The organism is Bacteroidia bacterium, from assembly GCA_033391075.1.
Lineage (GTDB): Bacteria > Bacteroidota > Bacteroidia > J057 > J057 > JAWPMV01.
This window is the reverse complement of sequence record JAWPMV010000001.1, coordinates 4551195-4564735: the sequence shown is the minus strand read 5'-3', so window position 1 is coordinate 4564735 and position 13541 is coordinate 4551195. Positions and strand designations below refer to the sequence as shown.

The window sequence follows — 13541 nt, the reverse complement described above, 5'->3', positions numbered from 1 at the left end:
CATGAGGAAAGGAAAGCAATATAGGTTAGGAATTCTTAAGGCATACCTGCTGTCCATATGCCTGCTAGGCCTTGGAGTAAGTTCCTGTGAGAGCGGAAAGGAAGAAGGAAAAAGCCTCTTCACCCTCATGCCCGCCGATAGTACTGGCGTCGACTTCAGCAATGATGTCGAATACACGCCTGAATTCAATATGTACACCTATCGCAACTTCTACAATGGAGGCGGAGTAGGAATGGGTGACATCAACAATGATGGCCTGGCAGATCTCTTTTTCTGCGGCAACCTCAAGGACAATAAACTCTATCTGAATAAAGGCAATTTTGAGTTTGAAGATATTAGCGAGCAGGCGGGCGTAGCAGCTAAAAACGTATGGTCTACAGGAGTAGCATTTGCTGATGTAAATGGCGATGGTTGGCTGGACATTTATGTCAATAAGTCCGGCAGACCGGGAGGAGATAAACGGCACAATGAACTCTTCATCAATAATGGCGACCTGACCTTTACAGAACAGGCCCATGAATATGGCATCGCCGATGAAGGCTTGTCTTCGCACTCAGCCTTCTTTGACTATGACAAGGATGGCGACCTCGATATGTACCTGCTCAATAATTCCTTCCGTCCGGTTGGTGGCTATGATATTCGACCGGGATTACGAGAAAAAAGAGATAGCCTGGGAGGAAATAAGCTTTACCGAAATGACAGTGAGTTTGATGAGGAAGGGAAGATGATTCAGGGAAAGTTTACAGATGTAAGTGAAGAAGCGGGTATTTATGGAAGCGATATTGGATTTGGATTAGGGGTAACAATCGGAGATGTGGACCGGGATGGTTGGCAGGATATCTTTGTCTCCAATGATTTCTTCGAAAGGGATTATCTCTACATCAACCAAAAAGATGGAAGCTTCAAAGAAGATCTGGTCAATCAAATCCGGGAAACCAGTATGGGTTCTATGGGAGCCGATATGGCGGACATCAACAATGATGGCTATCCGGAAATCTTTGTGACAGAAATGCTACCTGAGAAGGATGCACGCTATAAAACCAAGATGACCTTTGAGGACTGGGATAAATACCAACTCAATGTCAAAAATGGCTACCACCATCAATTTACCCGAAACGTCCTCCAACTCAACAATGGCGATGGCAGTTTTAGTGAAATTGGAAGACTGGCTGGCGTACATGCGACCGATTGGAGTTGGAGCGCTTTGATGGCTGACTTTGACAATGATGGGAAGAAGGATATCTACGTTTCAAATGGCATCTATAAAGACCTGCTCGATCAGGACTACATCAATTTCCACTCCAATGATCCCAAGATCATTCAGGCCATCAAGAACAAAGAAAAAGACGCCATTCTCAAACTCATTGACATCATTCCCTCCGAACGCATTCCTAATTATGCCTTCAAAAATGAGGGAGATCTGAAGTTTGAAAACGTAACAGAAAATTGGGGCTTATCTGTCCCCAGTCATTCCAATGGTTCTATTTATGGCGATTTGGATAATGATGGAGACCTAGACATCGTCGTCAATAATTCCAATATGCCTGCCTTCCTCTTTCGCAATGAATCTCAATCGAAAGCAGGAACTCATTTCCTGGAATTGGCACTGGAAGGTGAGGGGCCCAATCGTTTTGCTTTAGGCGCACAAGTAAGCCTGAAAGTGGGCGATGAAACTTTGTACCAGGAATTGGCGCCCATGCGAGGCTTTCAATCCTGTATAGATCAGAAGCTTCATTTTGGATTAGGAGATAGCACAAGGGTCGAAAAAATTGAAGTGCTATGGCCAGACGGAAGGATGAGTGTACTGGAAAATCTTGAGGCTGATCAATTGCTGATCATTAGACAGTCTGAGGCGGAAGCGAAGAAAGAGGAAGCTCCAGAAATGCCTGCTGCGGGACTCTTTTCTTCTTTGGACCTAATTGACCACAGACATATAGAAAATGACTTTATCGACTTTGATCGCGATCCTCTGATCTATCATATGCTATCTTCTGAAGGGCCCAAAATGGCTAAAGCAGATGTGAATGGGGACGGATTAGAGGATTTCTTTATCGGTGGAGCTTCTGGCCAGGCTGGCAGCCTTTTTATTCAGGAAGCGGAGGGTATTTTTACCAAGAGTAATACATCCATATTCGAACGAGATCGCAATGCGGAGGATATAGATATGCTATTTTTTGATGCCGATGGAGATCGGGATATGGATTTGTATGTGGTAAGCGGGGGAAATGAGTTCAAGGGTTTGATGCCTCAATTGTTGGATCGACTCTACCTCAATGATGGATCGGGCAATTTTAGTCGTTCGCCGCAGAGACTTCCCGGCAAGAAAATCGAAGCTGGCTCCTCAGTGAAAGCAAGCGATATAGATGCTGATGGAGATCAGGATCTTTTTGTAGGCACTCGTTTGAAACCCGGTATTTACGGAGTAGCAGTGAGTGGATATTTATTGGAAAATGATGGGAAAGGGCAATTCACAGATGTAACGGAGACTAAAGCCCCTGAGCTCAGGTCTCTGGGGATGATTACTGATGCTCTTTGGATGGACCTGGATGGAGATAATGATGAAGATTTGATAGTCTTAGGGGAATGGATGCCTGTCAGCATCTTCGAAAATGAAGACGGAAGGCTTAAAAATATCACAGAGGAGGTAGGCCTGGAAAATAGCAATGGCTTTTACAATGTAGTGAAAGCGGCTGATCTGGATAATGATGGAGATTTGGATTTGGTGCTTGGGAATTTGGGTTTAAACTCTCGCTTTAAAGCCTCGGAGGAAAAGCCTATGAGTATTCTGGTAAATGACTTTGACGGCAACAAAACCCCCGAGCAAATCATCAGCATGTACAATGGGGAGGAAGACTATCCTTTGGCACTTCGACATGATCTAACCATGCAGATGCCTGGACTGAAAAAGAAATACCTCTATTATGAAAACTACAAAGAGCAGCGAGTAGAGGATATTTTTGAGGAAAAGGCAATTCGCACAGCTGCAAAAAGTTACGTATACGAAACCCGTTCTATGATCGCATGGAATGAGGGAGGGGAATTCCGATTGGAGGCTCTTCCACAAGCAGCGCAAATGGCCCCTGTCTTTGCCATTGATATAGCAGATAGAGATGGAGATGGAAATCTGGATATCCTTTTGGGCGGAAATTTTTATAGATCTAAACCAGAGATTGGGATTTATGATGCCAGCTATGGCCTATTATTGCTGGGGGATGCTAAGGGGGAATTTTATCCCCTTTCTTCAAAAGAATCAGGCATTAAGATACGGGGAGAGGTACGGGATTTTCTTCAAGTGAATGTGGGTGGGAAGAACATCCTGCTCGTCGCTCGAAATCATGATGCTGTTTTGGCATTATCTCAGGAATAAACGCAAAGTTATACAATCCTTTTCATCACTAGCTCCAAAAATCGTGTCATCCCGTGCCCCGTCGAGGGACCTCATTCTTCCGGGCTATTTCCTCTCCCTCTCCCAAAGAGATGGAAGGAGAAGAAGGAAAGCTAAGGCCCTTCCACTTCGGTCGGGGGGACACCTAGGGTTCGGTCAATATTTCATCTCATACCAAACTCTCCCTCATTCAAACTTCGAAATGACCTCACTTCAAGAGTGCTGGCCCTGCAGAACGTATCGGGAGTCGGGGCGGCAAATGTGGCTGGCTTTGGGCTCTGCGATTTTTGACTCCAGCTTTTTCTAAAAAAGGTGGAAGGGCAAACCCTGAAAACACCTAATAAACCCAATCAAATAAGCCTCCAAATCAAAGCATAGCTTTTCTTTTTATACTTCGCATATTCAGCATAAAGCTCCAATAGAAAAGTCTCTTCTCTTTTAATCCGCTGAGGAAGAAAAAGTATCATCAAAACAAGGAGCATGGGAGCAATTATTAGGTTGGGGAAAATAAAGAGATGGCTTACCCCCCAAAGCAAAAAAGTGCTATACATAGGATGTCTGACCTTAGCATATATCCCGGATGTGATGAGGCTGTTTTCTGCATTCCTTCCGACTTCGGGATTCCAATTTTCTGCTAGGTCCTGATGGGATCGATAGAGATAATATGGAACTCCTGAGAAAAATACCAGGCCCATAAACTGAACGTTCTCAGACAATTCATAATCCCCAAAGGCAGGAAATCCGATAAATATATAGACAAAGGGAAAAAGAGTTGCTAGCCCAATCAAAGCCAGCAAGACGCGATCATAAATCGGCCCTTTGCTAAGAGAATCCTGATCCGGTTTATATTTTCTGCTATAATAGGTCCTGATTCCCAACGTAAGGGCAAAAAGGAAAGCATAGATCAAATAAATGAGGCTCAAAATATTATGGGTTTATGGCTCCGGGGCCTTTAACAAATTTTCCAGGAGTAGCACCGGTATGCGCTTCGTCTTTGAGAACTTGTACGCCATTTACCCAGACATCGCTTACGCCCGTGGAAAGCTGATGAGGATCTTCAAAAGTCGCATGATCCTGTACCTTATCTGGATCGAAGACTACCAGATCAGCAAAGTTCCCGACTTTTAAGGCTCCTCTTCGTTTGATTTTGAGATTGCTGGCCGGCAGTGCACTCAATTTATGGATGGCTGACTCCAAAGTCAGGGCCTTTTCTTCCCGCACGTATTTTCCTAACAAGCGAGCAAAGTTCCCATAGGCTCGCGGATGAGGATTATATTTGAGAAATTCACCTTCGGGAGCGATCGAACCGGCATCCGACCCAAAGCTCATCCAGGGCAAATTGGTTTGCTTTTTAACATTTTCCTCAGACATCAGGAAATAAACGGTTCCCACGCGACTACCGTCTTCGATCACCAGATCGATAGCCGTTTCTTCCGGACTTGTACCACGCATTTCAGCTACTTCGGCAAGGGTCTTTCCGGTATACTTTCTCAATTCTTCATTTTCAAAGCCTACCAAAACCAGATTATCCGGCGATCCTGCGGAATAATAGAGATTTTCCCAATCCTGTGCATCGGTCTTCATTTCTGCGATTACCTTTTTACGGATGCCGGGATTTTTAAGTCGATTTGCCCAGGCATTATATCCACCTTCCTGCACCCAGGGAGGCATAGCTGCATCCAGACCTGTCGCTCCGGCTGTATAGGTATACATATTGGTGGTGAGAATGATTCCTGCTTCACGCGCAGAATCAATCTTGGCAATTGCCTGATCCAGTTTATTCCAGTTTTGTTTACCGGCGGCTTTAAGATGGTAGATCTCAGAACGGATGCCTGACTGCTCAGAAATTTCAATTACTTCATCAATGGCTTCCAGAAACTTATTCCCCTCGCTACGCATATGTGTGATATACATACCGTCATATTCCGCTGCTACTTTACAAAGCTCGACCAATTCGTCCGTTTTAGCATAAAAAGCCGGAGCATAGATCAGGGCTGAACCTATCCCCATGGCTCCTTCTTCCATCGCCTGTCTGGCCAAATCTTTCATGCCCTGCATTTCTTCCGCAGTAGGAGCTCGATCCTCAAAGCCGATATAATAGGCTCTCAGGGTAGTAGCCCCTACGAATGAAGCAACATTGGTAGAAACTCCTTTATCCTCCAGAAATTGGAGATATTCCCCTAAAGTCGTCCAACTCACTTCTATATCCAGATCCTTTAAGTTCTCCTGCATATAGGATTTCATTTCCTCATTGTAAGGACCGAAGCTGCTGCCTTCTCCCATGACTTCCAGGGTTACTCCTTGTCTGATATCGCTCAAGGAGCGTCCGTCCCTTATAAGCGTCTCTGGAGACCAACTGAGCATATTGATAAAGCCGGGAGCTAAGGCTTTTCCTTCGGCATCCCATTCTGTTTTACCAATTGCATGAAATTTTCCCACTGCGACAATGGAATCTCCGTTTACGGCCAAATCACCTTTGTATCCAGGCTCGCCTGATCCATCATAGATCATGGCATTGCGGATGATGAAGTCGTATTCTTTGGGAGGCTCGCAGGCGGAAAACAGAAGAAATGCAATACTAAATAGTATTAGAGGAAGTAGGCGTGTGGCTTTCATATGCAACTAATTCAGGAAAAGAGATTATTGGAAGAAAGATAGGAAATCTTTTGACAATAGGCGAAAGGGTCAAATGAAAGGCTAAGTAGATGTTGCTGCTAGAGGTCCCGGACATCTGATAGATTCCGGGATGTACTGTAGTAAAAGTCAAATAAAATTGGGATTAAATTGAGTTCTATTTTTAGCTACAGCAAAAGCCTGTCTTAAGAGTTTATGAGCAACCGCAACTCTAATGACTTTATGATGTTTACCCTTTTGCTTCATGTTTTCTACCATAGATTGACAAAGAGGATTTACTTTCATCGCGGAAAAGGCTCCCATATAGAGATACTTTCTTGCCAAGGCCTGCCCCATTTTTACGATCCTCTCCTTTCCCTTTACTGAGCTACCCGATGTGAAAATACGAGGACATAATCCCAAATAAGCGACCAATTGTTTGGCAGACTCAAATCGGCTAAAGTCATGGGTAATACAGATCAACAAACAAGCGGTCTTAGGTCCTATACCTGGGATGCTCATAAGCGACTGATAGCTTTGTGAACAATGCTCTTTACTAAGGCTGAGCATCTGTTGCTCCAGCCGCTTGATCGAAGCTTGTAGCTGTTCGATCAGATAAAGCTGCTGACTTCTCACCAAAGGATCCACAATAGGAACTTGATCCATAGCCTCGAGCTGATTACGAAGCATCTGGAGCTGTTTTTGAAATAGGTTAATGCTAGTCAAAAACTGCTGTAAGCGGAGAAAAATAGCCGCTGGAGGCTGCCAGAGCTTAATAAAGCTTCGGTGATCCCGTCCATATTGAGCAATTAAGCGCGCGTCTTGCTGATCGGTCTTGGTTCGCCTTAATTGCATCTGACTGTAGCGGCGAATGACCAGGGGATTAACTACACTTAGTTTAATCCCATGCTGATGTAAACTAAAGGCCAGGGATAAATAATAGGGACCACTTGCTTCCATGACACAGAGATCTCCTTGAGAGAGGACTTCGATAAATTTACAATGGCCCGAAGCAGTATTGGAATAGCTTTTTACCCAGCTTTTCCCACTATCATTAAGACAGACTACTTCAAAGCTTTTTTTGGCAATGTCGATTCCATATACGTTATTATCCATAATCCTATAGTTGAGCAGCTCTGATTCGAACTTATCAATCCTACATTCTGGCTCTTAGCCTACTGTACTGTTCTAGTTTTGGATCAGAGGGAGAGGGAAACCAACATCCCGGACGGTTTTTTAAACCAATGACACTTAACGGATTTATCCCCTCTCCTTTTGCTGCTTATTCAAATACCACAAACTAAGAATTCTTTTCTTCCCTAGCTCTTAGGCAAGTATAGGATGACAGATTTGTTATGATGGCATTAAATAGTTTTTGTCATCCCGGCCTTAACCTAAGGGCCGGGATCTCTAGCTATAACTTTTCCTACTTGAGCGCTGCCCCCTAAACAAGATTGCTTCCCCATAGTTCTTTTCCTATAAAAGCATTCCACCAAATCTATTTATGCTAAAAAGAATCAGCGAAGAAGACATAGACCAGCTCGAAAAACGCTTCAGGACCAATCTGATCAATTCCCTTTCAGGTTTCAAAAGTGCCAATCTCGTCGGAACCATAGATAAAGCTGGCAATACCAATCTGGCAGTTTTTAGCTCAGTGATACATTTTGGGGCAAATCCTCCTTTGTTAGGCATGCTGAGTCGACCAAATTCCGTGGATAGGCATACGTATGAGAACATAAAAGCTACTGGCTTTTATACGATCAACCATATCCACAAAGATTTTTATACCAAAGCCCATCAGACAGCTGCTCGCTATCCCAGAGACATATCAGAATTCGAAGCGGTAGGGCTCAATCCTGAATTTAGAGGAAATATTCCGGCGCCTTATGTAGCCGAATCATCCATTAAGATGGGTTTATCGCTGGTTGAGGAACATAAAATAGCTGCCAATGACGCCATTCTGCTTGTCGGACAGCTAAAAGAATTATTTTTGAGTGAGGAAATTTTAGGAGGTGATGGTTTTATCGATCTGGAAAAAGCTGAAAGTGTGTGTATCAGTGGATTAGATTCCTATCACAAGACAGAAAGATTGAACCGACTTCCTTATGCGAAACCCTGATTGATAGAATGTATGCGTACTAATACTACTCCGTAGACGTTACATGAACATCACTTGGTAATTCCATGAACCCGCGAACTCTCTTCCTTAAACTGCTCTTCTGCCTGGGGATACTCTCCTCACAGGCACAAAGCATAAATTTCTACCATATCCATAATGGAGTTTTTGACAGCAAGGAGCTGATTTTTGCTTATTGGGATTTGGATGGAGAAGAAATTGCCGAATCAGAAGAATTGAGCTGTAATTATGAGCTGGTAGAAAGCCAGGTCGAAGCCCACAGAGCTCAAATCATCGAATTAGTAAATAATTATTGGGTTTTGACACCCAAGAGGATATTGCCTTATAAACAGGCCCTTTCCCTAATAGCAGGTAACCCCGATCGTTACCTGCTGGGGATTTATGGTATGGGTCCTTATCAGGAAGAATCTAAGCAATATGAGGATCCGATTCTCCCTGGGGAGTTGCGGATTCTGACTTTTAGTAAGCAGGCTTTTCTGGAGAAAAAATTGTTGGACACCAAAGTGGTCCGTCTTTTTAGTTCGGCCAATCCTACTGAACCAGATTATGTCTATGCCTTGTTGACTGCCCAATTTGTAGTAAGGGGCGTGCAAAAAGAACGGATCATCAGAGAGTCTGCATGGATACAATCTCCTCAGGCAGCCGGCGCCCGCCTGGATTCAAAAGTTTTGATGATAAGTCAGGAAGCCATGGGGCAAATCACTCCCAATGAATTAAAATCCCTTTATCCTTTTGAGTTTAAGATCGTAAGTGAGAAGCAGTTGCGACAAGCTATATTACAAAGAGATACGCGGCATTTGGTGCTCTACATCCGCAAACAAAGTGATGACTTTACCTATCATCCCAGCAAAATGATTTATGATCCTACCGACGGTGCCATCCTGGCCTATTCCTTTCCTCTGGTTGGAAAGAAATATGTAGGTACGGAGGAAAAGCTGATTGCACAGGATTTGAAAAAGTTTAGCAAGAATTGGGTGATTGATTAGGAAATCCTACCTTTACGCCCTTACACCTCTCCATTACGTTTTATTTTTAATCCCATTCCTCTCGGAATGGACTCACCTATTATGGAAGGATTTAATCAATATTTTAATGCCAATAAGGCTCTGTGGAACAAGAAAACGGCTGTCCACGAGCATTCTGACTTTTATGAGTTGGAGAAATTTAAAGCCGGAGCAAGTAGCCTGCGTTCTGTTGAGTTGGAAGAAATAGGCGAAGTAAAAGGAAAGTCTTTGCTTCATCTCCAATGCCATTTTGGAATGGATACCTTGTCCTGGGCGAGGGAAGGTGCAGAAGTCACAGGCATGGATTTTTCGGATGCAGCCATTTCCAAGGCAAAAGAACTCTCTGCGGAACTGGATATCCCCGCTAAGTTTGTCTGTTGCAATGTCTATGACCTGCCAAAACATCTGGAAGGAAAATTTGACATTGTTTTTACTTCTTATGGGACTATTGGTTGGTTGCCGGATTTGGATGCATGGGCAAAGGTTATTGCCCACTTCCTAAAAGCGGGCGGACAATTCTACATGGTGGACTTTCATCCTTTTATCTGGATGCACAATTATGAAATGGATAGCATCGATTATTCCTATTTCAATGAGGAAGTAATCGCCGAAACCACTGAAGGGACTTATGCAGATCGAAGTGCAGATATCAAACAGGCAGAGTATGGCTGGAACCACCCGATTAGTGAAATTCTGAATGCCTTGATTGGTGCCGGCTTGAAGCTGGAGGTTTTCAATGAATTCAATTTTTCTACCTGGAATTGTTTTGAGAATCTCAAGGAAATCGGCCGCTATAAGTATCAATTCAAGCATTTGGGGGCAAAGATTCCGGTGATGTATTCGATCAAAGCTCGGTCAGAAGGTACCTAAATTGTCAACTTATTCGTATATTAAGCGTATAGCTTAGACCAATTTTGTTCTATGTCACAAAAACCGCCACATAAAAAGTCTCTGGGCAAATTATTCGAGAAGTTCGAAGAACTTAGCCCCAATGAGGTGGAAATTGCCCTGGAGAAGCTTTTAAGCATACGTGCCAGTCAAAGAGCACCTGCTTTAGGAAAAAAAGAGACCGCTTTATTACAGCAAATCAATGATGGACTTACCCAGGAAGAACTGGAGGAGTTGTCACAATTGATTGCCAGACGTGAGGCGGAAGAAATTTCTGATCCTGAACTGCAGCGTCTTATACATTTGACGGAAAAGATGGAGCAGCTAAATGTGGAAAGAATGCAATTGATCGCTGAGCTCTCTTCTATCCGAAACGTAAGTATTCGGGATCTTATCAAAGAACTCGATATACGCGCTGCCTAAGATGGGCAAGAAATACCTTTCTCCTACAGATCGTGAAATAGTTTATCGGCGTGCAAATGCTTGCTGCGAATACTGTTTAAGTCAGGAAGCATTTGCCACGCATCGTTTTTCCATAGAACATATTCTGCCTCAAAGCAAAGGAGGGGCACATAAGCCTCATAATTGGGCCCTTGCCTGTCAGGGCTGTAATAATTTTAAGTATACCAAGACCCTTGCGCTTGATCCCATTAGCCAGAAAGAAGTAGCCCTCTACAATCCACGAGAACATGAGTGGGGAGAGCATTTTATCTGGAGCAAAGATTATGAAACAATCCTCGGACTGACTCCGACCGGAAGGGCGAGTATTATTTGTATGAAACTCAATCGGACAAGCGTAGTAAATCTGAGGAGAATTCTGTATTTGCAGGGAGAGCATCCACCGGCTTAGTTATATTTCTTCCTCCTGCTCCTGCAAATTGAGCTCAAGTTCCACGAAAATTTCTTTGAAAGAGTCAATGAGGGCTTTTATCTCCACCACAAATTCTGCCATAAAACTTTTGATCAGAAGAGATTTATCCTTCATTTCCTCCATATACATCAGGACAAAAGCCAGCTCATCGGGAATTTCTGCTTTCTTCCTTAATAATTCATCAGCCATCGTAATTACAGCATCAAACTCCTGTCTTTCAAAAGGGGTATTGGCAAGATTGGTTACAGTACCTCTTAGATTTAAAGAAACAGCTTTGATTTGTTCTATATCCTCTGCATCAAGATCTTCTTCCGGTACATCCAGATACGTTACGAGGTCTTTGTGAGCGGTATTTATTTTGCGGAATGAGTCCAGCAATAGACCATAACATTGCTCCAGTTCCGCATAGCCGATTTTCATTCTTCTGGCAGCTTTCTTTAGCCCCAATTCCATATACACTGTATAGGGAATACCACTTTCCGGTGGAGGAGGCTCTGCAATGGTTTTGCCCAATTTGATCAGACTTTGCCCAATCCTCACCAATCGACTACTATTTCCCTGAACAGAATCTTCCAGCAATTTTTTCTGCTCTTCTATCTCCGCCAGGATAGCTTCGAGGCTGTCTTTGCTTTCTTCTTTTTTTACATGAGCAGTTTCTAGCATCTCAACGAACTCAGACAAGCCCTTAATGATTCGGTTCAATTCCAGATCTACCTCTGATTTTTCCTCAGTTCCCTGACCTATTCCCATTTGTAACCTGCTATGCCTCGCTCTCAAAAGTCCATAAAAGGTTTGTAGATCCGATCTCTTGGCAAGATTTTCATCCACTTCCTTAAAGAAGGCATCCAGTTTATGGGCCATCAGGAGTTGGGTAAGTTTGTCTTTAAAGGCTTCCAGTTCCATTATCTGCCATTTTTCTTAAAATACATCTTTCTCTAACCATTCCAATTCTCCCGGAAGTTCCATAGAGGCAAAGTCGATATGAATTACCCTGCGTCTTTTCTGGCTTTTGCTTTTGGAGGAGGCATGTAGAATGAGAGGTTTGATAATCTGAATCCCTCCCGCAGCCAATTCTCCCAGCGAGGGGATACTATTGGAACTAATTACTTTTATCTCCTCATCACTCAGGCGTTTATTATGCGAGCCGGGAATCACTTGTAAGGCACCATTATTAGCATCTGTATCATCCAGGTGAATGCGGATAGAGAAGATGTTTTTTGAGAGGTCAAGGGGAGGCTGAACACTATGTATCTCTTCTTTGAAGGTCCAGTTTTCAAAGCCGGGAGTTTCAATCTTCTCTTTTACATTGATCGGTAGATCCTGATGCCAGGATACAAACCAATTGCTTTGAGGAGTTTTATCGAAATAGATAGCTTTTACGATAAAGGCATTGGGATCTATTTTCTCAATGATCCGCCGCAGATTGGGATTAAAAATAAATTCTTTCAAGCGAGGATGTTTCTGGAGAAAGCAACGTTGAGAGTAAGGCCTCTTTGGGAGATCTTTCCATTCACTATCGAGTATACCTTTGATTTTTCTGATGATTCTTTGGGTGAAGACAAAGTTGAGATCACAAAAGCCCCTATGTGAAAGTTTGCGACTTGCTGCCACGAGTCCACTTTCATTAATCTCGGTATCATAAAGATCAATCGCTCCTTTGAGGCGATCTTTAATTTTTCGTTTCAATCGTTCAGGCTTGATCACTTTAATCCCATCTCCAAAGGCGAGTATTTCTTTCTCCAACTCAAAATTGTGCTGGACCTCAAGAGAAATGATGATCCCGTAATTGTCTTTATCTACCAACTCCTGAGAAGGATGCAGGGGCTTGGTCAGGACATAAGGCGCATGGGTATGATTGACGAAAAGCTGGATTTCTTCTGTCTCCAAATTGGGACTGACGGAAACTCCTATCGCATGTTTGAAATACGTACTCGCATCAAATTCTTTATCTTCTCGATAGAGCTCTTCGCTTTCTTCGACTGCTATGATTCTATCCAGGGCTAAATTCAGGATGCCTCCCTGATTCTTTCTTCTTCCTACCAAAAACCATCGATTGCGAAACTCTTTGAGAAGGTAAGGGTAGAAAATAAAGCCCTGGGGATTTCTTGCCCGAAACGATTTATACTCAACTTTGATGCTTTTCTTTTTGATAATGGCCTGGTACAAAGGATCAAGGTATTCGATGCCTTTGAGATTTTCATTCTTTTCGAAATCGATGACCGGTTTTGTATCCGTTTTATGGGAATAAATGTGGTCCTCCAGTTTTTGTACCATACCTCCCAGTTCCCGAAAATGCGAGAAGCCCTGAAATTGTTTCATGAATTCTACTGCCTCAGTCAGCATTTCGAGGTCTTGTTCGCTTAAAGGGATATTGGTAATACTGTATTCGGCATCTTCATAGGTATAGAATTTCTTATCCTTGACGATAATGGGTGCATTATAGCCCAGTTTATCGCTACGCATGACCTGGATGTCCGCTTGCACAGTTCGCCGACTTACCCCTTTATCTATCCCCTCGTATTCGTAGAGCGCATCAGAACAAGCATCAATCAGGTCCTGCAGCGTCCAGCTTCTGTATCGATTTTGCAGGCATTGATCGATGGTTTTGTAGCGAATAAGTGCATTTCGGTTAACGGGCATAAA

Annotated in this window: 11 protein-coding genes; 6 read left to right on the top strand and 5 right to left on the bottom strand. The window is 43.3% G+C overall.

The window, feature by feature from the left end:
• Position 1 precedes the first annotated feature (1 nt).
• Positions 2–3367, top strand: coding sequence for a VCBS repeat-containing protein (locus R8P61_18215; GenBank protein ID MDW3649011.1), 3366 nt, complete (start codon positions 2–4; stop codon positions 3365–3367).
• Between the two features lie 368 nt (positions 3368–3735).
• Here R8P61_18215 and R8P61_18210 read toward each other — a convergent pair whose 3' ends face one another.
• The 3 genes from R8P61_18210 to R8P61_18200 form a co-directional block, all read right to left on the bottom strand.
• Complete coding sequence (locus tag R8P61_18210; protein ID MDW3649010.1) at positions 3736–4308, bottom strand: isoprenylcysteine carboxylmethyltransferase family protein; 573 nt, start codon at positions 4306–4308, stop codon at positions 3736–3738.
• Between the two features lie 4 nt (positions 4309–4312).
• Positions 4313–6001: a D-aminoacylase gene (locus R8P61_18205; protein ID MDW3649009.1), complete on the bottom strand. Its 1689-nt coding sequence runs from the start codon at positions 5999–6001 to the stop codon at positions 4313–4315.
• A gap of 147 nt (positions 6002–6148) precedes the next feature.
• The gene (locus R8P61_18200; protein ID MDW3649008.1) at positions 6149–7114 is read right to left on the bottom strand and encodes a transposase; all 966 of its coding nucleotides are present in this window, start codon (positions 7112–7114) and stop codon (positions 6149–6151) included.
• A gap of 388 nt (positions 7115–7502) precedes the next feature.
• On the opposite strand from R8P61_18200, the gene R8P61_18195 reads away from it, so the two are divergent.
• From R8P61_18195 to R8P61_18175, 5 genes are all read left to right on the top strand, one after another.
• Positions 7503–8117, top strand: coding sequence for a flavin reductase (locus tag R8P61_18195; GenBank protein ID MDW3649007.1), 615 nt, complete (start codon positions 7503–7505; stop codon positions 8115–8117).
• A 65-nt stretch (positions 8118–8182) separates the two neighbouring features.
• Positions 8183–9121, top strand: a complete 939-nt coding sequence (locus R8P61_18190) for a hypothetical protein (protein MDW3649006.1) — start codon at positions 8183–8185, stop codon at positions 9119–9121.
• 66 nt (positions 9122–9187) lie between these two features.
• The gene (locus R8P61_18185) at positions 9188–10009 is read left to right on the top strand and encodes a class I SAM-dependent methyltransferase (GenBank protein ID MDW3649005.1); all 822 of its coding nucleotides are present in this window, start codon (positions 9188–9190) and stop codon (positions 10007–10009) included.
• A gap of 51 nt (positions 10010–10060) precedes the next feature.
• Positions 10061–10450, top strand: coding sequence for a hypothetical protein (locus R8P61_18180; GenBank protein MDW3649004.1), 390 nt, complete (start codon positions 10061–10063; stop codon positions 10448–10450).
• Position 10451: 1 nt separating this feature from the next.
• Entirely contained in the window at positions 10452–10877 is a 426-nt protein-coding gene (locus R8P61_18175; GenBank protein MDW3649003.1) for an HNH endonuclease, read from the top strand.
• Here R8P61_18175 and R8P61_18170 read toward each other — a convergent pair whose 3' ends face one another.
• Entirely contained in the window at positions 10878–11801 is a 924-nt protein-coding gene (locus tag R8P61_18170; GenBank protein MDW3649002.1) for a hypothetical protein, read from the bottom strand. It lies immediately after the preceding gene.
• Positions 11802–11816: 15 nt separating this feature from the next.
• Positions 11817–13538 carry a WYL domain-containing protein gene (locus R8P61_18165; protein MDW3649001.1) on the bottom strand — a complete coding sequence of 574 codons (1722 nt, stop codon included), beginning with the start codon at positions 13536–13538 and terminating at the stop codon, positions 11817–11819.
• Between the last annotated feature and the right edge of the window lie 3 nt (positions 13539–13541).

Coding starts and splice junctions, on each gene's coding strand:
- R8P61_18215 (MDW3649011.1), top strand. CDS start 2: ATGAGGAAAGGAAAGCAATATAGGTTAGGAATTCTTAAGGCATACCTG.
- R8P61_18205 (MDW3649009.1), bottom strand. CDS start 6,001: ATGAAAGCCACACGCCTACTTCCTCTAATACTATTTAGTATTGCATTT.
- R8P61_18200 (MDW3649008.1), bottom strand. CDS start 7,114: ATGGATAATAACGTATATGGAATCGACATTGCCAAAAAAAGCTTTGAA.
- R8P61_18195 (MDW3649007.1), top strand. CDS start 7,503: ATGCTAAAAAGAATCAGCGAAGAAGACATAGACCAGCTCGAAAAACGC.
- R8P61_18190 (MDW3649006.1), top strand. CDS start 8,183: ATGAACCCGCGAACTCTCTTCCTTAAACTGCTCTTCTGCCTGGGGATA.
- R8P61_18185 (MDW3649005.1), top strand. CDS start 9,188: ATGGACTCACCTATTATGGAAGGATTTAATCAATATTTTAATGCCAAT.
- R8P61_18180 (MDW3649004.1), top strand. CDS start 10,061: ATGTCACAAAAACCGCCACATAAAAAGTCTCTGGGCAAATTATTCGAG.
- R8P61_18175 (MDW3649003.1), top strand. CDS start 10,452: ATGGGCAAGAAATACCTTTCTCCTACAGATCGTGAAATAGTTTATCGG.
- R8P61_18170 (MDW3649002.1), bottom strand. CDS start 11,801: ATGGAACTGGAAGCCTTTAAAGACAAACTTACCCAACTCCTGATGGCC.
- R8P61_18165 (MDW3649001.1), bottom strand. CDS start 13,538: ATGCCCGTTAACCGAAATGCACTTATTCGCTACAAAACCATCGATCAA.